The 16,259-nt window shown below is 67.8% G+C and carries 18 protein-coding genes; 10 read left to right on the top strand and 8 right to left on the bottom strand.

Going from position 1 to position 16,259, the window contains the following annotated elements:
• Window positions 1-9 precede the first annotated feature (9 nt).
• A complete protein-coding gene (locus AC1PLA_RS17985; protein ID WP_104599945.1) occupies window positions 10-585 on the bottom strand; it encodes a DUF3016 domain-containing protein in 576 nt (191 codons plus the stop codon).
• Between the two features lie 249 nt (window positions 586-834).
• Here AC1PLA_RS17985 and AC1PLA_RS17980 point away from each other — a divergent pair, with 249 nt between their 5' ends.
• The 5 genes from AC1PLA_RS17980 to AC1PLA_RS17960 all read left to right on the top strand — a co-directional run bounded on the left by AC1PLA_RS17980 (window position 835) and on the right by AC1PLA_RS17960 (window position 5,555).
• Window positions 835-1,281: a hypothetical protein gene (locus AC1PLA_RS17980; RefSeq protein WP_024940280.1), complete on the top strand. Its 447-nt coding sequence runs from the start codon at window positions 835-837 to the stop codon at window positions 1,279-1,281.
• On the top strand, window positions 1,268-1,558 hold the full coding sequence (locus AC1PLA_RS17975) for a hypothetical protein (protein ID WP_016903448.1): 291 nt from the start codon (window positions 1,268-1,270) through the stop codon (window positions 1,556-1,558). Before AC1PLA_RS17980 ends, AC1PLA_RS17975 begins: the two co-directional genes overlap by 14 nt.
• Before the next feature lie 107 nt (window positions 1,559-1,665).
• The gene (locus AC1PLA_RS17970; RefSeq protein WP_104599947.1) at window positions 1,666-3,699 is read left to right on the top strand and encodes a hybrid sensor histidine kinase/response regulator; all 2,034 of its coding nucleotides are present in this window, start codon (window positions 1,666-1,668) and stop codon (window positions 3,697-3,699) included.
• A gap of 125 nt (window positions 3,700-3,824) precedes the next feature.
• The gene (locus AC1PLA_RS17965; protein ID WP_016903450.1) at window positions 3,825-4,133 is read left to right on the top strand and encodes a DUF3247 family protein; all 309 of its coding nucleotides are present in this window, start codon (window positions 3,825-3,827) and stop codon (window positions 4,131-4,133) included.
• A gap of 87 nt (window positions 4,134-4,220) precedes the next feature.
• The gene (locus AC1PLA_RS17960; RefSeq protein ID WP_481105064.1) at window positions 4,221-5,555 is read left to right on the top strand and encodes a PQQ-dependent sugar dehydrogenase; all 1,335 of its coding nucleotides are present in this window, start codon (window positions 4,221-4,223) and stop codon (window positions 5,553-5,555) included.
• 112 nt (window positions 5,556-5,667) lie between these two features.
• Here the strand turns inward: AC1PLA_RS17960 and AC1PLA_RS17955 are convergent, their stop codons facing one another.
• Window positions 5,668-5,928, bottom strand: a complete 261-nt coding sequence (locus AC1PLA_RS17955; RefSeq protein WP_087962350.1) for a hypothetical protein — start codon at window positions 5,926-5,928, stop codon at window positions 5,668-5,670.
• Window positions 5,929-6,120: 192 nt separating this feature from the next.
• On the opposite strand from AC1PLA_RS17955, the gene AC1PLA_RS17950 reads away from it, so the two are divergent.
• The gene (locus AC1PLA_RS17950) at window positions 6,121-7,188 is read left to right on the top strand and encodes a class I SAM-dependent methyltransferase (protein ID WP_024940274.1); all 1,068 of its coding nucleotides are present in this window, start codon (window positions 6,121-6,123) and stop codon (window positions 7,186-7,188) included.
• Complete coding sequence (locus AC1PLA_RS17945; protein WP_481105063.1) at window positions 7,185-7,898, top strand: pseudouridine synthase; 714 nt, start codon at window positions 7,185-7,187, stop codon at window positions 7,896-7,898. Before AC1PLA_RS17950 ends, AC1PLA_RS17945 begins: the two co-directional genes overlap by 4 nt.
• Window positions 7,899-7,974: 76 nt before the next feature.
• On the opposite strand, the gene AC1PLA_RS17940 is transcribed toward AC1PLA_RS17945, so the two are convergent.
• From AC1PLA_RS17940 to AC1PLA_RS17915, 6 genes are all read right to left on the bottom strand, one after another.
• Complete coding sequence (locus AC1PLA_RS17940; protein WP_481105062.1) at window positions 7,975-8,781, bottom strand: SDR family oxidoreductase; 807 nt, start codon at window positions 8,779-8,781, stop codon at window positions 7,975-7,977.
• A gap of 187 nt (window positions 8,782-8,968) precedes the next feature.
• Window positions 8,969-9,529, bottom strand: coding sequence for a DUF1415 domain-containing protein (locus AC1PLA_RS17935; protein ID WP_016903456.1), 561 nt, complete (start codon window positions 9,527-9,529; stop codon window positions 8,969-8,971).
• Window positions 9,530-9,664: 135 nt separating this feature from the next.
• Window positions 9,665-10,492, bottom strand: a complete 828-nt coding sequence (locus tag AC1PLA_RS17930) for an alpha/beta hydrolase (RefSeq protein WP_104555191.1) — start codon at window positions 10,490-10,492, stop codon at window positions 9,665-9,667.
• Window positions 10,479-12,218, bottom strand: a complete 1,740-nt coding sequence (locus tag AC1PLA_RS17925; RefSeq protein WP_126962696.1) for an ATP-binding response regulator — start codon at window positions 12,216-12,218, stop codon at window positions 10,479-10,481. The genes AC1PLA_RS17930 and AC1PLA_RS17925 overlap by 14 nt, the downstream gene beginning before the upstream one ends.
• Window positions 12,211-12,675 (bottom strand): hypothetical protein, encoded by a 465-nt coding sequence (locus tag AC1PLA_RS17920; RefSeq protein WP_481105061.1) that lies wholly within the window; start codon window positions 12,673-12,675, stop codon window positions 12,211-12,213. The genes AC1PLA_RS17925 and AC1PLA_RS17920 overlap by 8 nt, the downstream gene beginning before the upstream one ends.
• Before the next feature lie 133 nt (window positions 12,676-12,808).
• Window positions 12,809-13,294, bottom strand: a complete 486-nt coding sequence (locus AC1PLA_RS17915) for a YajQ family cyclic di-GMP-binding protein (protein ID WP_016903460.1) — start codon at window positions 13,292-13,294, stop codon at window positions 12,809-12,811.
• A gap of 106 nt (window positions 13,295-13,400) precedes the next feature.
• On the opposite strand from AC1PLA_RS17915, the gene AC1PLA_RS17910 reads away from it, so the two are divergent.
• The 3 genes from AC1PLA_RS17910 (at window position 13,401) to AC1PLA_RS17900 (ending at window position 16,199) form a co-directional block, all read left to right on the top strand.
• Entirely contained in the window at window positions 13,401-14,297 is an 897-nt protein-coding gene (locus AC1PLA_RS17910; protein ID WP_481105060.1) for a DMT family transporter, read from the top strand.
• 205 nt (window positions 14,298-14,502) lie between these two features.
• The gene (locus tag AC1PLA_RS17905) at window positions 14,503-15,510 is read left to right on the top strand and encodes a methionine ABC transporter ATP-binding protein (RefSeq protein WP_016903462.1); all 1,008 of its coding nucleotides are present in this window, start codon (window positions 14,503-14,505) and stop codon (window positions 15,508-15,510) included.
• A complete protein-coding gene (locus tag AC1PLA_RS17900; RefSeq protein WP_024940266.1) occupies window positions 15,507-16,199 on the top strand; it encodes a methionine ABC transporter permease in 693 nt (230 codons plus the stop codon). The genes AC1PLA_RS17905 and AC1PLA_RS17900 overlap by 4 nt, the downstream gene beginning before the upstream one ends.
• Window positions 16,200-16,259 lie beyond the last annotated feature (60 nt).

The raw sequence follows: 16,259 nt of genomic DNA, 5'->3' as shown, positions 1-16,259 counted from the left end.
AGCAGCAGCTCACAACCCCGCAGTACTCCGGTCGCCGCGGAACTGCTTGCGCACCCAGTCGTCGACCATCGCCTTTTCGAAGCGCAGCGGATCGCTGTCGGTCAGGCGCGGGCCGCTCATCAGAAACGCCGAATCCACCAGCTTGCGTTCGCCCTGGTCGATCACCTGGCCATCGGCGCCGGTCAGCGTGTAGTTGAAGCTCAGGCGCGGCGGGTAGATGTCCTTGACGATGCGCACGTCCTGCATGCGCGGCCCGTGCCAGGGCTCGTACTGGCCGGCGCGGCGGATGTCGGTGATGGTCACGCTCAGGCGCTGGCCGTCGGGCAGCTTGCGCGCGGCGCTCTGCTGGAAATAGGTCGCCAGCTGGGTCACCCAGTCGCCACGCTGCGCTTCCCAGCGGTTGCCGCTGAAGCGCACTTCGGAAAACTGCGCCGGGTCGGTCCAGCGCACATCGACCTTGCCATCGCTGGTCAGCGCGCGCGGCGCCTGCGGGTCGGTGACGTTGCGTATACGTGCCTGCGCGCCGGTTGCCGCGAGCAGTCCTGCCAGCAACAGGCTGGCGCCGCAAAGGCTGGAACGTTTCATGGAAAGTCTCCAAGCGGAAGGTACGTGGACGTACCGGGCGTCGTTGCAGTGTGGGGGCGCGTCTGCCTGCCGGCAACGCTTGCCGCGCAAGGGCTGGCAGGCCATTGCCACGCGGTTAATCCGCAACGCTGGCGCCATGACGGCGGGTTCACCGCGCCTGCGCCTGCGCTTCACGGCGCAGCCCGGAAGATCGCCAGCATGGACACCCACTCTTTCCGCACAAAGCCAGCCTCTTCGGCGCCGGCACACATGCCGTCGGACGTGCGCCTGCAGTTCATCGACTGGGCGAAACAGCACGGCCATAACCCCGCCACCGGGGCCGCCGCCTTCGTCGCCCTGCAAAGCGATGTGGACCTGGATCTGGCCACGCGCACGCTGCGTCTGGAGCCGGGAGCCTCGCCGCGTGATGCCTTGCGCGAGCACCTGGCCGCGCTGGCGCGCCAGGGCGATGTGGCGGTGCAGTTTCCGCCGGTCTACGCCTACACCGCCGCCAACGGGCTGGAGTACCGCTACTCGCTGATGCTGGTGATTGCCGAGGATTGCGTCGAGTGGACCGGGCGGGTCTGGCAGGACCTGGATTACCAGGGGATGCTCACCGGCCGCGGCCAGGGTCCACGCGCCAACTACACCCAACTGGCGCGGATGGCGCTGGAACACGAGCTTGATCAGGAGCGTCCCCGTTATGTCCAGGCATGAACTCGAATTGCAGTTGCCGCTGGGCGCACAGGTCGCCACCGGCGAGGATGGTTTCAGCGAGCGCTGCCGCAGCGAATGCGCCAAGCTAGGCCTGTCGCGGGTGCGGCTGCTGTTGCTGGACGCCGAGTACGCGCGTTCCACCGCCTGGCGCGAAGAAGCGCAGCGCTGGATGGACGAGCAGTTGCGCCGCGAAGGCGAGTGGGTGTTTCGCGGCGTGATCGCCGGGATCGTGGTGCTGGCGGCATGCATCGCGCTGTGCGCGGCGCTGCTGTGGTGATCCCCGGGGAGCCGGCGGCACGCGCGTGAACCGGGCCGGCCGGCTGTGCACCCGCTGACGACACCGGGCGTGGTTTCATCTGCTCGTCATCCGCCCTGGCATCACCCCTGGATCCCGATTTGAGCACCTCGACCACCAGCCCCGATCTGGCTACTAGCCACCCGGCAGCCCTCGCCGAGCCCTTCCTCGACCCGGGGATGTACCACGAGATCTTCCATAACCTGGACGCGGGGTTTTGCGTCATCGATATGGTGTTCGATGGCGACAAGGCCGTCGATTACGTGATCCGGATGACCAATGGCGCATTCGAGCGCTACACCGGTCTATCCAATGTGTTGAACGTGTCCATTCGGGGCATGCTGGTCGATCACGAACAGGAATGGTTCGACCGCTACGGCCATGTCGCCCGCACCGGCAACCGCATCCACTTCGAAATGCAGGCCAAGGCATTGCGCCGCTGGTATTCGGTGGACGCATTCCGGGTCGGGCAGCCGGAGCAGGCGCGGGTGGCGGTGTTGTTCATGGACATCACCGAGCGCAAGCGGGTGGAGCGCGAGCTGGCCGAGAGCGAGGCGCGTTTCAGCGCCCTGGCCGATGGCCTGCCAATGCCGGTCTGGGTACTGGACGCGCAAGGCGTGGTGCGCTTCGTCAACAGCGCCTATGGCGAATTTTTCGGCATCGACATTTCCAGCGGCACGGTGTCGGCCTGGAGCGAGTTGCTGCATCCGGACGACCTGTCGATCTTCCAGTTCGAACTGGCCACCGCACTGGAAGAACAGCGCGGCCTGCACGCCCTGGTGCGCGCGCGTCGCCACGACGGGCAGTGGCGCTGGATCGAAATGACCGCCACGCCGCGCTACTCGGCTGACGGGCGTTTCATCGGCCTGGCCGGCAGCAGCCCGGACGTGACCGAACAACGCGAGATCGAACTGGCGCGCGAGCAACTGCTCGAATCCGAGCGCAGCGCACGCAACGAAGCCGAGAGCATGGCGCGGCTGAAGGACGAGTTCCTGGCCACCTTGTCGCACGAATTGCGCACGCCGCTGACCACCATTCTGGGCTGGAGCGAGCTGCTGCTGCAGCGGGTCGAAGAAGGCCATCCCAACTACAAGGGTCTGTCGGTGATCGCCAGCAGCGCCCGTGCGCAGAAACGCCTGATTTCGGACATGCTCGACCTCAGCAGCATGTTGCTGGGCAAGGTGCAGTTGGAGGTCGAGTCGCTGGATCTGGTCGAACAGGTGCGCGAGGCCCTGAACACCCAGGAGCTGGCTGCCGAGGGCAAGGACCAGGTGCTGGAAGTGCATGCCCCGTCCGCGCCGTGTCTGGTGCTGGGCGATGCCACGCGGCTGCAGCAGGTGCTATGGAATCTGCTGTCCAACGCGATCAAGTTCACCCCGGCACATGGCCGCATCGACGTCACCATCGAACGCGACGACAGCCACCTGCTGGTCGCGATACGCGATTCGGGCGACGGCATCGCAGCGGAGTTCCTTCCGCATCTGTTCGGCCGCTTCCGCCAGGCCGACGGCACCACCACGCGCCAGCATGGCGGCCTGGGCCTGGGCCTGGCGATCGTGCAGCAGCTGGTGGAAATGCATGGCGGCCAGGTCAGCGCCACCAGCGGCGGTCGCGGCAAGGGCGCCACCTTCACCGTGCGCCTGCCGGAGCATATTCCAGATCAGGCCAGGCGTCCGCGGCGTGAGCTGCGCCGGCGCTTGATGTCCGAACAGATCATCGAAGCGCGCGCGCTCAATGGCTTGCGCCTGCTGGCGGTGGAAGACCAGCCGGACATGCTCGATTACCTGCGCCGCCTGCTGGAAGAGCAGGGCGCCGAAGTGGTCACCGCCGGCAGCGCCACCGATGCGCTGGCATTGATCGATCATCGCGGCCACGCACGCTTCGATCTGATGCTGACCGACATCGGCATGCCGGGCATGGATGGCTACGGGCTGATCCGCACCGTGCGCGAGAACATGGGGCTGGACGCGGCGGCACTGCCGGCCGTGGCAGTGACCGCCCTGGCACGCGACGACGATCGCAAGCGCGCGCTGGACTCCGGTTTCCAGGAGCATCTGGCCAAACCCTACAGCGTCGCCCAACTGGTCACCGCGGTGCGTGCCGCGCGCGAATCGGTGGAGTGAGAGGGCAGGCGGCGCCGATGTCGCGCCGCTGTTCCGGCTGACAAGCACAGGTGAAAGAGGCTGTTTACTGCCTCTTTCACGGCCGATGGCCTAGCGTGGTGCATTCCCTCGATGGAGATGACGCCATGTCCAGATACGCCCCGCATGTCTATTCGGAACAAGTGCAGATCGCCACGCTCGAACATTGGGTGTCGCTACTCGGTGGGCAGGAGCGCGTGCGCGTCGAGCTCGACGACGGCAGCATGATCAGCGGCACCGTCGCCGTGCGCCCGAGCATCCAGACCTATCTGGACGACCAGCAGCGCGAAGGCCTCAACGGCCAGTTGCGCATCGACCAGCTGGATGCCGCGCAAGAGCCGCACTGGATCTGGATGGACCGCATCGTGGCCGTGCACCCCTTGCCGTTGGGCAGCGATCCGCAAGCCGCTCCCTGAGTCACGCATTGACGATGTGTTTACTTCTCGTCATGGCGTTGACGGCATGATGGCCGATTGTCGTAACTGTTCAGGATCAATCGCGCAATGAATGCTCCCGCGTTGAAGCTCGCCCGCTGGCCGCTGTCGCTGATGACCGTCGCCATCCTCGCCGCCTGCGGCGATACCGCCACGCTTGCCATCGAACAAGGGACCGGGCCGAACCCGCAATTGCCCGAGCCGGTCAAACGCCTGATCCCCACCGTCAAGGTGGCACCGGTCAAGCGCTGGACCGAGAACGCCAAGCCGATCGCTGCCGACGACCTGCAGGTGGCCGCGTTTGCACGCGACCTGGATCACCCGCGCTGGGTCTATGTGCTGCCGAACGGCGACGTGCTGGTGGCCGAGACCGCCGAGCCGCCCAAGCCGGAAGACGCTGAAGGCGGCGGCATCCGCAAGAAGGTGCAGGGCGCGATGATGAGCAAGGCCGGCGCCGTGGTGCCCAGCGCCAACCGCATCACCTTGCTGCGCGATGCCGATGGCGACGGCGTGGCCGAAGTGCGCACCCAGTTCATCAGTGGCCTGTTTTCACCGTTCGGCATGGCCCTGATCGGCAATCGTTTCTACGTGGCCAATGCCGATGCGCTGGTGAGCTTTCCGTACAAGCCCGGCGAGACGCATATCACCGCCAAGCCGACCTTCGTGGCCAATCTGCCGGGCGGCCTGAATCACCATTGGACCAAGTCGCTGCTGGCCAGTGCCGACGGCAGCAAGCTGTATGTCGGCGTCGGTTCCAACAGCAACGTGGCCGAAAACGGCATGGAGGCCGAACTCAACCGCGCCGCGATCCTGGAGATCGACCCGGCCACCGGCAGCAGCCGGGTGTTCGCCAGCGGCCTGCGCAATCCGGTCGGCACCGCCTGGGAGCCGCAGAGCAAATCGCTGTGGGTGGTGGTCAACGAGCGCGACGAGATCGGCAGCGATCTGGTGCCGGACTACCTGACCTCGGTGCGCGACGGCGGCTTCTATGGCTGGCCCTACAGCTATTACGGCCAGCATGTGGACGAGCGGGTCAAACCGCAGAACCCCGAGCTGGTGGCCAAGGCGATCAAGCCCGACTACGCGCTGGGGCCGCATACCGCCTCGCTGGGCCTGAGCTTTGCCAGCGGAAGCCTGTTGCCGGAGCGCTTCCGCCAGGGCGCCTTCATTGGCCAGCACGGTTCGTGGAATCGCGACCCGCCCAGCGGCTACAAGGTGCTGTTCGTGCCGTTTGTCGATGGCAAGCCCAGCGGCACGCCGATCACCGTGCTGGATGGGTTCCTGGATGCCGAAGGCAATGCGCAGGGGCGCCCGGTGGGCGTGAGCCCTGACAATACCGGGGCGCTGCTGGTGGCCGACGATGTCGGCAATGTGATCTGGCGGGTGACACCCAAGGCGCGCTGATCCAGATAACGCGCTGGCTTAGGCGTTCAAACGAAAAAACCGGGCCCAGGCCCGGTTTTTTCATGCGTATGCCGCGGTCTTGCGCGGCGCCACGCGGCCAATGCGTTTGCGCTCAGCGCGGCGGCTCGGGCGAGGCGCTGAAGCGGCGCGCATAGCCACGTTCTTCGGTGATCCGGCTGATGTCGTCATCCGCCATTTCCGGGGCGCCATACACCGCATACGCCACGCTGCCATCGTCGCGCTCGCCGACTTGGTGCAGGCGGTAACGCGGCCGGCCCGCACCGGTGTTTTCGGGGTAGTGCATCGGTGGCGGGGTGTCATCCAGATCCATTTCGCTGTTGTCGACCACTCCACCTACGAACAGGGCTCGCATCGCGTCTCTCCGGTATTGGTGTGATTCCAGCCTAGGCGGGCGGATGTTGCGTGCGCATCAATAGACCGTATAGACATTGGAAGGGTCGCTGTCTGCAGGTCACGCAATCGAATGCCCGCCCAAGCGGGCGCCAGGGCGGGCGGCAGGCAGCGCTCCCTTACAATGGCGGCCTGTTCCCGACCCGATGATCCGATGGCTGGCCCGCACGATGCCCCGCTTCAAGCTCTGTTTCTGCCCTTCGCCCAGGGCGTGCTGCCATGGCCCAGCGGCCCGGTGCTGTTCCTGCGCGCGCGCGACGGGTTCCCGCTGCGCGAGCATGCGGCTGCCGATGCGCTGACCTGCGAGCAGAGCTTTCGCCCCTTCGCCGAGGCGCTGGAGCGCAACGGCTGGAACGTGCGCGAAGAGAGCGAGATCGAGGCCGACAGCACCCGTTATGCCTTGGTGCTGGTGCTGCCGCCGCGGCAACGCGAGGAAGCGCGTGCCCTGTTCGCGCGCGCGGTCGCGCTGGCCGCACCGGGCGGCCGCGTGGTGGCCTGCCAGTCCAACAACGAGGGCGCGCGCTCGGGCGAGGCGGATCTGCGTCAGCTCACCGGCCTGGCCGGCAGCCTGACCAAGCACCATTGCCGCACCTACTGGAGCGCGCCGCTGCCTGCCGACACCGATGCGGCGCTGCAGGCGCGCTGGGCCGCGCTGGATGCGCCGCGCCCCATTCTGGACGGGCGCTTCGTCAGTCGCCCCGGTGTGTTTGCCTGGGACCGCATCGATCCTGCCTCGGCGCTGCTGGTCGAGCATCTGCCGAGTACGCTGGCCGGGCATGGCGCCGATCTGGGCGCGGGCTTCGGTTATCTGTCGGCCGAGGTGCTGGCGCGTTGCCCCAAGGTCACCGGGCTGGATCTGTACGAGGCCGAGGCGCGCGCGCTGACCCTGGCGCGGCGCAACCTGCAGGCCATCGCGCATCCGGCGCAGCTGCAGTACCACTGGCGCGACGTCACCGCTGGCCTGGGGGCGCAGTACGATTTCATCGTCAGCAACCCGCCGTTCCACACGCCTTCGCGTGCCGATCGCCCGGATATCGGCCAGCGCTTCATCGCCGTGGCCGCGCAGGCGTTGCGCCCGGGTGGGCAGCTGCTGCTGGTCGCCAACCGGCATCTGCCCTACGAGTACGTGCTCAACGAAAGCTTCGGGCAGGTGCGCGTGGCCGCCGAACGCGACGGCTTCAAGCTGATTTCCGCCATCCGCGGCCGCGGAGCGCGCGCATGAAGCTGGTCAAGCACATCGCCAACCTCGGCTACGGCAGCCGCAAGCAGGTGACCCAGCTGTTTCGCCAGGGCGCGGTCACCGACGCCGCCGGCGAGGTGCTGTATGCCGACGACCAGGTGGAGCACGATGCGATCCGCATCGATGGCGAACCGCTGGATCCGCCGGCGGGTTTCAGCCTGTTGCTGCACAAGCCCGGCGGCTACACCTGCTCGACCAAGGACACCGGCCGGCTGATCTACGAACTGCTGCCGCCACGCTTCCGTTCGCGCGCGCCGGTGCTGGCGCCAGTGGGGCGGCTGGATCGCGAGACCAGCGGCATGTTGCTGATGACCGACGACGGCGCGCTGCTGCACCGGATCATTTCGCCCAAGTCGGCGCTGGACAAGGTTTACGACGTCACCCTGGCCGAGGACCTGCGCGGCGACGAGGCGGCGCTGTTTGTCAGCGGCACGCTGTTGCTGGAAGGCGAAACCAAGCCGCTGCTGCCGGCCGAACTGGACGTGCTCGGCCCACGCGAGGCACGCCTGACCCTGCACGAAGGCCGCTACCACCAGGTGCGGCGCATGTTCGCCGCCGCCGGCAATCACGTGGTGGCCTTGCACCGCAGCCGCATCGGTGGCTTGGCGCTGGACGGTCTGCCGTCCGGGCAATGGCGCGCGCTGGGGGCAGGGGATCTTGCGGTGTTGTTCGGCCGCAGCGAGCAGGCCTGAGCCGCGCCGCCAGTGCTTGCGCCTGCGGCGCTCCCGGCCTGCGCGGTGTGCTGCAGGCCGCCTTCGCCGCAATGCCTCAGACGTACTGCATCTTGCGCGACATGCCGCCATCGACGATGAAATCCTGTCCGGTCACAAAGCCGGACAGCTGCGGCGACAGCAGATAGACCGCCAGTTGCGCGATGTCTTCCGGCGTACCGACCCGTCCGGCCGGATGCTGGGCATGGTCGCGCCGCGACAGCTTGGGTGTACGCCGGCGCGCCGGTGCGCGCCAGGCGTCGGTGCTGATCCAGCCCGGGCTGATGCTGTTGACGCGCACCTGCGGGCCTTCGCTCAGTGCCAAGGCGTGGGTGAAGGCCACCAGCCCGCCCTTGGCGGCGGCATAGGCTTCGCTATGCGGCTCCGATTGCCAGGCGCGGGTGGAGGCGATGTTGACGATCGCACCGCCGCCCTGGGCCTGCGCCAATGCGGGCAAGGCCTGCTTGCTGCACAGGAAGGCGCCATGCAGGCTGGCCAGCCTGCGATTCCACTCCTCCCAGTCCAGTTGCGGCAATGGCGGCACATGCGGATCGGCCACGCCGGCGTTGTTGACCAGGCCATCGAGTCGCCCGAAGCGGGTGAGCGCGGTGGCGATCAGGCGCGCTGCCTGGGCCGGGCGCGCGGCATCGCACCGCACGAAGGCACTGCGTCGCGGCAATGCCCACTCCTGCAGGCAGGCCTTGCCGGCATCGGCATCCAGGTCGCCGATCACCACGCTGCCGCCGGCGCCCAGCACCGCCTGGGCAATGCCACGGCCGATGCCTTGGGCGCCGCCGGTGACCACCACCACGCGGTCCTGCAACGGGGAGGGATTCCATGCGGAGACGGCGGGGGTCAGGGGCATCGGGCGCACCAGGGGAGTGAGGTCGCGCGCACTGTAACGCGGGCGCCGTGGTGGCCGTAGCAACGCGATCGCCGCGCGTGACGCATGCATGTTTGTGGCTTGCGCGCCGTTAGCGCGTCATGCCGCGCCGCTGCGTGCCGGCATCGCTGCGCGTTTCAGGCACGCGCAACCGCACGCGATGCGGCGGTCAGTGCTGCGATGCGCTCAACAACCGTTCCCAGCCGTCCTGGCCCAGGCGTTCCAGCGTCTGGATATTGCGTTCGACGATCACGTCCGGGTCCGGAAACGCGGCCACCGCACGCTCCACGCTGTCTTCGCGCAGCAGGTGCAGGGTGGGGTAGGGCGAGCGGTTGGTAAAGTTGGCCACGTCATCCACCGCCGCGCCTGCGAACTGATAGTCCGGATGGAAGCTGGCCACCTGCAACACGCCACCCAGATCCAGCGCTTCCACCGCCGCATCGGCGTTGTCGAGGAAGTCGTTGTAGTCCAGGAAATCGGTGAGCACGTCCGGATGCACGATCAAGGTGGTGTCGATCTGCTCGGCCGGCGTGTCGCGCAGCAACACCAGTTCTTCGGCCAGTTGTTCGAGCAGCGCTTCGGGCGTGCTGGCATCGCTGAGCACCAGCCGCACCTGCTCCTTGACGTAGACCGCCTTGGCGAACGGGCACAGATTCAGGCCGATCACCGCGCGCTCGATCCACTGGCGGGTGGCGGTCAACGGGTCGAGCGTGGCAGGCGTGGTCGTCATCGTGGCGGCGGCGTGATGGTGGGCCAGTGTATGCGATCGCTGCCGGCGTGGCCGCCTGTGCCGGTGTGGTGCAGCGCGGGGCCGGCGCTTGGCGGAACGCAGGAAAAACTCCAGCAGTTGCAGCGCTGAGGCGGCCTAGGTGGCATCCGCATGCGTGTTTGCGCCGACATGCGCGCGCAGAAACGCAATCGATGCCTGCGCAACTTTATCGGCGTGCGGGGTCTTGTGCGGCGAGCCGATCGCATGCGCGCCGGTGTCGAAGGCCATCGCGCAGGTGTGCTCCGGCGCGCTGCCGAGCGCAGCGAACATCGCCAGCATCGCCGGCACCGAGGCGGTGGGATCCTCCTCGCCGTTGGCAGCGCGGTAATAGCCCAGAAACACCGGGCATTGCACGCGTGGCCACGGTGGATCGGCGGCAACCGCGTCGAACAGGCTGCGCAGCGCGCGGAATCCATCCGGGTGAATGGTGCCGGACCAGAACGCCAGCGACGCGGCGGTGCGCGGGCGCGGGTCGGTCAAGGGCGTCTGCGCGGCGCAGACCTGATCCAGCAGCGCCGGGTCGGCCGGCCGGATGCCAGGTGACCAGGCGACTACTGCAGCCACCGCGTCGGGGCGCTGTGCCGCAAGCCACAAGCCCAGCGTGGCGCCCATGGACGAGCCGACGATCGCCACGCGTGCGCCCATGTGCTGTGCCTGCTCCAGCGCATCCAGGGCCGAGGCCTGCAACATCGCCGGCGTCAGTCCCTGCATCGCATCGGCGGCGCTGCGGCCATGCCCGGGCCAACGGTGCACGTACAGGTTGGCAGCCAGCGCATCGGCGATCTGCTCGGGCAGTTCGCCGGCTTCTCCCGGGCTGGCGGTGAACCCGTGCAGGTACAGCAGCGCCAGCGGCGTGCGTGTGCGCGCGGCGGTGTGCCAGTGCCGGCGTGCCGCGTTGCCCGGTTTCAGGTCAGCCGGTTGCATGGGTGGCATGCGCGGCGAGGATGGCCAGCAATTGGTGCGCGTTGATCGGTTTGGACAGATAGCCGGCCACGCCGGCCGCGGTGGCCTCGCGCATCGAATCGGTGCGGGTGTCGGCGGTCAGCACGATGATCGGCGGCAGCGCGGCGATCGCCGCGCGCGCCTCCCCCAGCGCGTCCCAGCCCGAGGTGCCGGGCATGTGCAGGTCGAGGAACACCAGGTCCGGCGCCGCCTCGCGGATGCGCTGCACCGCGTTGCTGCCATCGCTGTGAAAGCTCACCCGGTGCCCGGCACGGGTGAGCAGATTGCCGATCACCAGCCGATTGGTGTCCATGTCCTCGAACACCAGGCAGTGCAACGGCGGCACCGTCTCGGCATGCTGTTGCAGGGCCTCGCGCAGCGCCGGCGGGCGGCAGCCTTGCGCCGCGGCGGCGGCCAGTGCGAAGGTCCAGCGAAACACGCTGCCGCCGCCGGGGTTGTCGCGCACGCTCAGGCTGCCGCCCATCGCCTCGGACACCGACAGCGCAATGAACAGGCCCAGCCCGACCCCGCCCTCGGCACGGCTGAAACCGGTGCTGAGCTGGGTGAAGGGCGTGAAGATATAGGCCTTCTGGGCGTCGGGGATGCCGATGCCGGTGTCGGTCACGGTCACCGCGATCGCCCAGCGCTGCTGCACCTGCGTGGCGGCGATCAGCACGTCGACCGCGCCACCGGCCGGGGTGAACTTGATCGCATTGATGACCAGATTGGTGATGACCTGTTCGATACGCCCCTCGTCGCCGATGAGGTCAGGCGTCTGCGCGGCATCGCTGCGCAGCGCCAGCGCCACGCCCTTGGTCGACGCTGCACTCGCGCACACCGCTTTGACCGTGGCCAGCACGTCGAGCAGGCTCAGCGGCTTGCTGTGCAGTTGCAGCCGGCCACCGTCGATGCTGGCCACGTCGATCACTTCGTTCACCCGATGCCGCAGCGCGATCGCATTGACCGTCACCGCCTGCATCAGTTCGCGCTGTTGCGCCGACAAGGTGCCGCTGTCGATCAGCTGCGCGCAGTTGATGACCGCGTTCAACGGAGTGCGCAGTTCGTGGTTCATGGTGCTGATGAAGCGGCTCTGCGCATCGCGCGAGGCCAGCGCCTGCAGGGCGATCTCCTGCATTGCACTGACGATGCGCGCCACCAGCAGCGGCAGCACCACGCTCAGCGCCACCGCATACACAAAGTAGGCCGGCCGCGACAGCCAGTAGCCGGCCGGCGCGGTCAGCAGCATCAGTACGAAGGTGCTGAGCAGCACCGGCAGCGTCGCCTTCTGCCCATAGCGCGCTACCGCGGCGATGGTGATGAAGGGCAGGAAGGCATTCAGCGACATCAGCAGGATGAAGGCCAGATAGGTCTGGATGCCGATGAACAGCAAATTCATCGCAAAGCCGATCGCATCCAGCCACTCGCCCGGCGGAATGATCCTGCGTCGCACCAGCACCATCCAGACCACCGCCACCATCCACAGCGTCGCCGCGGTGGGGAAGACCGCCTGTGCATCCCTGACCAGCACCGGTTGCGGCCCGTACAGCCAGCCGAAGCACCACAGCGCCACGATGGTCTGCACGATCACCCGGCCGACGCAGGCGCGATATTCCAGGAACGATTCGAACAGCCGCACCAGCCTGTCGTTGCGCAGCTGCCGGGCGGCCAGAATCAGGCCGGGCGCCGCGCGGTTGGATCCACTACGCATGGGGGGCGGTGTCGTCGTTGGGGAGGGTGCGCCGGTAATTCTCGACCAGCAGGCCGGCCGCGGTCGCAATCGCGGTGTAGCGCTGCGCAAGCGCGGACCCCGGTTCGCCGCCGTCGACATCGCCGCGCAACTGGTCGCAGGCATTCAGCAGTTCGGCAGAGCCGGTCAGCGAGAGCGTGTTCTTGAGCGAATGGATCTGCTCCAGTGCCTGCGCCTGGGTGGTGCTGGCCTGGCCGAGCGTGCAGCTGGCGATGGCGCGCTGCACTTCCACCGCAAACGCATCGGCAAACGCTGCAGCCGCCAGCGGGTCCAGCCCGGCCAACGTGTGCAGCGTCGAGCCGGCTTCGATGCGTGGCTGTGCATGCGTCACGGCGCACGCCGTCCCGGCAGCGGGCGGCGCCTGCGGCACCGTGGCCAGGTGTGCGCGTTGCAACAGGCTGGAGAGCAGGCCACGCATGCTTGCATCAGATCCGTAACGCGCCGGCGCGCGCGTGGCCGATGCCCGGGCAGCGGACAGCCGGCACGCCGCGCTGCGCGGCCCGCCTGCACAGCGTGGCACGACAAGGCGCCGTGTCAGCCACCACGCGTGCTCAGTCGCGGAAGTTGTCGAACTGCAGCGGCAGCTCGAAATCGGCCTTCTTCAGCAGCGCCATCGCATCCTGCAGATCGTCGCGCTTCTTGCCGCTCACGCGCAGCTTGTCGCCATTGATCTGCGCCTCGACCTTGAGCTTGGCTTCCTTCAGCTTGGCCACCAGCTGCTTGGCCTGCTTCTGCTCGATGCCCTGCTTGACGGTGACCTTCTGGCGCGCACCGGCCAGGTTGGTTTCCATGTCGCCGAACTCCAGGCAACGCACGTCGATGCCGCGCGCCAGCAGGCGCGCGCGCAGGATGTCGGTCATCTGCTTGACCTGGAAATCGCTGGGCGCGGACTGGTTGATCGCCTTGCCGTCTTCCAGCTCGAACCTGGCCTCGACCCCCTTGAAATCGAAGCGCGTATCCAGCTCGCGGTTGGCCTGGTCCACCGCATTGGTCAGTTCGTGCTTGTCGACTTCGGACACCACGTCGAAGGAAGGCATGCAAAGCTCCTGCTGTCTGTAAACAGCCGCCATTCTAGGGCATCGCGTCACCGCCCCTGTCGACACAGGGTTGCCAGTCTGCGCGCACGCGCAGCGATAATGGTCCATGCCCACCACCCGCTCTCCGCTTCCCGCCATCACCTGGATGGTGGCCGCCGTGGCCTGTTTCTCGCTGATGGATGCGGGAATGAAGCTGCTGTCGGCGCATTACCCGCCGCTGCAGGTCACCCTGCTGCGCGGCGCCGCCTCGCTGCCGTTCGTGCTGGTGTGGGTATTTGCCACCGCCGGCCCGCGCTCGATCGTGCCGGTGCGCTGGGGCCTGCACCTGCTGCGCGGGGTACTGGGCATGGTGATGATCGGCTGCTTCGTCTACGGCCTGAAGCGCATGCCGCTGTCGACCGCCTACACGCTGTATTTCGTCGCCCCGCTACTGGTGGCGGCACTGTCGGTGCCGTTGCTGGGCGAGCGGGTCGGGCCACGCCGCTGGACGGCGATCGGCATCGGCCTGGTCGGGGTGATCGTGGTATTGCGCCCGGGCGTGGACGGGCTGATCTCGCTGCCCGGGCTGATGGTGGTGCTGGCGGCCACCGCCTATGCCATCGCCGCCATCACCGTCAGTCTGCTGACCCGCACCGACACCCCGCAGGCGATGGTGGTGTGGTTCCTGCTGTTCATGGCGGTCGGCGCCGGCCTGCTGGCCATCCCCGACTGGGTGCCGTTGCGGGGCGAGCACGCCTGGCTGATCGCCGGCATGGGCCTGGCCGGCGCACTGGGGCAGATTGCGCTGACCCAGGCCTTCCTGCGCGGCGAGGCCTCGATGATCGCGCCGCTGGAATACACTGGCCTGGTCTGGGTGATCGGCTTGGACTGGCTACTGTGGCAGACCCTGCCCGACAGCTGGACCTGGACCGGCGCCGGCATCATCGTCGCCAGCGGGCTGTATCTGCTGCGCCGGGAGCGGATTCGGAGGGCGGATCGGCCGATGTCGTTGGATAAGCCGTGATTGGGGATTCGGGATTCGGGATTGGGGATTCGCCAGAGCAACGGCAAGGCGCTCTGGCTTTTGCGAATCCCGAATCCCGAATCTCCAATCCCGTCCTATGCCAATCCCCAATCCCGACTCCCCAATCCCCAACTTAGAACTCATTGGAATATCGTCCGCAAACATTGACTGGTAGGCTTCACGGCCCCCCAATCGGCCACGCGCGGTGATCCAGTTTCAGCGCCTGCACAAGTCTTATTCCGTTGACGGTCGCCAGATCGTGGCGCTGCATCCACTCGATCTGCGGATCGGCCCCGGCGAGGTGTTCGGCATCATCGGCCATTCCGGTGCCGGCAAGTCGACCCTGATCCGGCTGATCAACCGGCTGGAAGAGCCCAGCGGCGGGCGGCTGCTGATCGGCGACGAGGACGTCACCGCGCTGGACAGCCAGGGCCTGCGCGCGCTGCGCCGGCGTGTCGGGATGATCTTCCAGCACTTCAACCTGCTGTCCTCGCGCACCGTGGCCGGCAATGTGGCGTTTCCGCTGGAACTGGCTGGCACCCCGCGCGCCGAGGTCGATGCGCGCGTGGCCGAGCTGCTGGCGCGGGTCGGGCTGGAGCAGCATGCCAGCAAGTACCCGGCGCAGCTGTCCGGCGGGCAGAAGCAACGCGTGGGCATTGCGCGCGCGCTGGCCACCCGGCCGCAGATCCTGCTGTGCGACGAGGCCACCAGCGCGCTGGACCCGCAGACCACCGCCTCGGTGCTGCAGCTGCTGGCGCAGATCAACCGCGAGCTGGGCCTGACCATCGTGCTGATCACCCACGAGATGGACGTGATCCGCCGCGTCTGCGACCGCGTCGCGGTGCTGGATGCCGGCAAGCTGGTGGAAACCGGCCCGGTGACCGAGGTGTTCCTGCACCCGCAGCACGCCACCACCCGGCGCTTCGTGTCCGAAGCCGAGCACGTGGACGAAGCCGAGCTGCATCGCGACTTCGCTGCAGTGGGCGGGCGCATCGTGCGGCTGACCTTCCTGGGCAACGGCACCTACGAACCGGTGCTGGGCCGCATCGCCCGCGAGACCGGGGTCGACTACAACATCCTGTCCGGGCGCGTGGACCGCATCAAGGACACCCCGTACGGCCAGCTCATCGTCGCGCTGACCGGCGGCGACCATAACGCGGCACGCGCCGGCTTCGTCGCCGCCGGCGTGCACGTGGAGGATCTGCGCGTATGACTCTGATCGCCACGACAAGCGGGTTTTTCCGCAATCTCGATGCCGCCAAGTGGGGCGACATCGGCCAGGCCACGCTCGATACCTTGCTGATGCTGGCCGGCGCGTTGCCGCTGACGCTGCTGATTGGCCTGCCGCTGGGCGTTGCGCTGTTCCTGTGCGGTGCCCCGCAGCTGCGCCGCCGCCCGGTGCTGTACGGCGTGCTCGCGGCACTGATCAACCTGCTGCGCTCGGTGCCCTTCATCATCCTGATGATCGCGATGATTCCGCTCACGCTGATGCTGATGGGCACCTCGCTGGGCGTGCGCGGCGCGATCCTGCCGCTGGTGGTCGGCGCCGCACCGTTCTATGCGCGGCTGGTGGAAACCGCCTTGCGCGAAGTGGACCGCGGGATCATCGAAGCCAGCCAGGCGATGGGCGCCACCACCCGCCAGCTGGTGCTGCGCGTGCTGCTGCCCGAAGCGCGCCCGGGCCTGATCGCCGGCGCCACCGTGACCACCATCGCGCTGATCGGTTTCACCGCGATGGGTGGTGCGATCGGCTCCGGCGGGCTGGGCGATGTCGCGTACCGCGAGGGCTATCTGCGCTCGCATTCGGATGTCGCGCTGATCACCGTGATCGCCCTGCTGGTGCTGGTGCAGCTGCTGCAGATGCTGGGCGACTGGCTGGTGGCGCGCTACAGCCGGCGCTGAGCTCAACCGGGATCGCGCGTTGCCGGCGCGCGCGGGGCCCAGCAAGCAACACGGGCCTGC

Source organism: Xanthomonas sp. NCPPB 1826 (genome assembly GCF_056725285.1).
Note: the sequence above shows the minus strand (reverse complement) of the source record. Positions and strands in the feature narration are given on the sequence as shown.

What these genes read in the sequence shown, in the direction of transcription:
- AC1PLA_RS17985 (WP_104599945.1), bottom strand. Translation starts at nt 585, where the DNA reads ATGAAACGTTCCAGCCTTTGCGGCGCCAGCCTGTTGCTGGCAGGACTG.
- AC1PLA_RS17980 (WP_024940280.1), top strand. Translation starts at nt 835, where the DNA reads ATGCCGTCGGACGTGCGCCTGCAGTTCATCGACTGGGCGAAACAGCAC.
- AC1PLA_RS17975 (WP_016903448.1), top strand. Translation starts at nt 1,268, where the DNA reads ATGTCCAGGCATGAACTCGAATTGCAGTTGCCGCTGGGCGCACAGGTC.
- AC1PLA_RS17965 (WP_016903450.1), top strand. Translation starts at nt 3,825, where the DNA reads ATGTCCAGATACGCCCCGCATGTCTATTCGGAACAAGTGCAGATCGCC.
- AC1PLA_RS17960 (WP_481105064.1), top strand. Translation starts at nt 4,221, where the DNA reads ATGAATGCTCCCGCGTTGAAGCTCGCCCGCTGGCCGCTGTCGCTGATG.
- AC1PLA_RS17955 (WP_087962350.1), bottom strand. Translation starts at nt 5,928, where the DNA reads ATGCGAGCCCTGTTCGTAGGTGGAGTGGTCGACAACAGCGAAATGGAT.
- AC1PLA_RS17950 (WP_024940274.1), top strand. Translation starts at nt 6,121, where the DNA reads ATGGCTGGCCCGCACGATGCCCCGCTTCAAGCTCTGTTTCTGCCCTTC.
- AC1PLA_RS17945 (WP_481105063.1), top strand. Translation starts at nt 7,185, where the DNA reads ATGAAGCTGGTCAAGCACATCGCCAACCTCGGCTACGGCAGCCGCAAG.
- AC1PLA_RS17940 (WP_481105062.1), bottom strand. Translation starts at nt 8,781, where the DNA reads ATGCCCCTGACCCCCGCCGTCTCCGCATGGAATCCCTCCCCGTTGCAG.
- AC1PLA_RS17935 (WP_016903456.1), bottom strand. Translation starts at nt 9,529, where the DNA reads ATGACGACCACGCCTGCCACGCTCGACCCGTTGACCGCCACCCGCCAG.
- AC1PLA_RS17930 (WP_104555191.1), bottom strand. Translation starts at nt 10,492, where the DNA reads ATGCAACCGGCTGACCTGAAACCGGGCAACGCGGCACGCCGGCACTGG.
- AC1PLA_RS17925 (WP_126962696.1), bottom strand. Translation starts at nt 12,218, where the DNA reads ATGCGTAGTGGATCCAACCGCGCGGCGCCCGGCCTGATTCTGGCCGCC.
- AC1PLA_RS17920 (WP_481105061.1), bottom strand. Translation starts at nt 12,675, where the DNA reads ATGCGTGGCCTGCTCTCCAGCCTGTTGCAACGCGCACACCTGGCCACG.
- AC1PLA_RS17915 (WP_016903460.1), bottom strand. Translation starts at nt 13,294, where the DNA reads ATGCCTTCCTTCGACGTGGTGTCCGAAGTCGACAAGCACGAACTGACC.
- AC1PLA_RS17910 (WP_481105060.1), top strand. Translation starts at nt 13,401, where the DNA reads ATGCCCACCACCCGCTCTCCGCTTCCCGCCATCACCTGGATGGTGGCC.
- AC1PLA_RS17900 (WP_024940266.1), top strand. Translation starts at nt 15,507, where the DNA reads ATGACTCTGATCGCCACGACAAGCGGGTTTTTCCGCAATCTCGATGCC.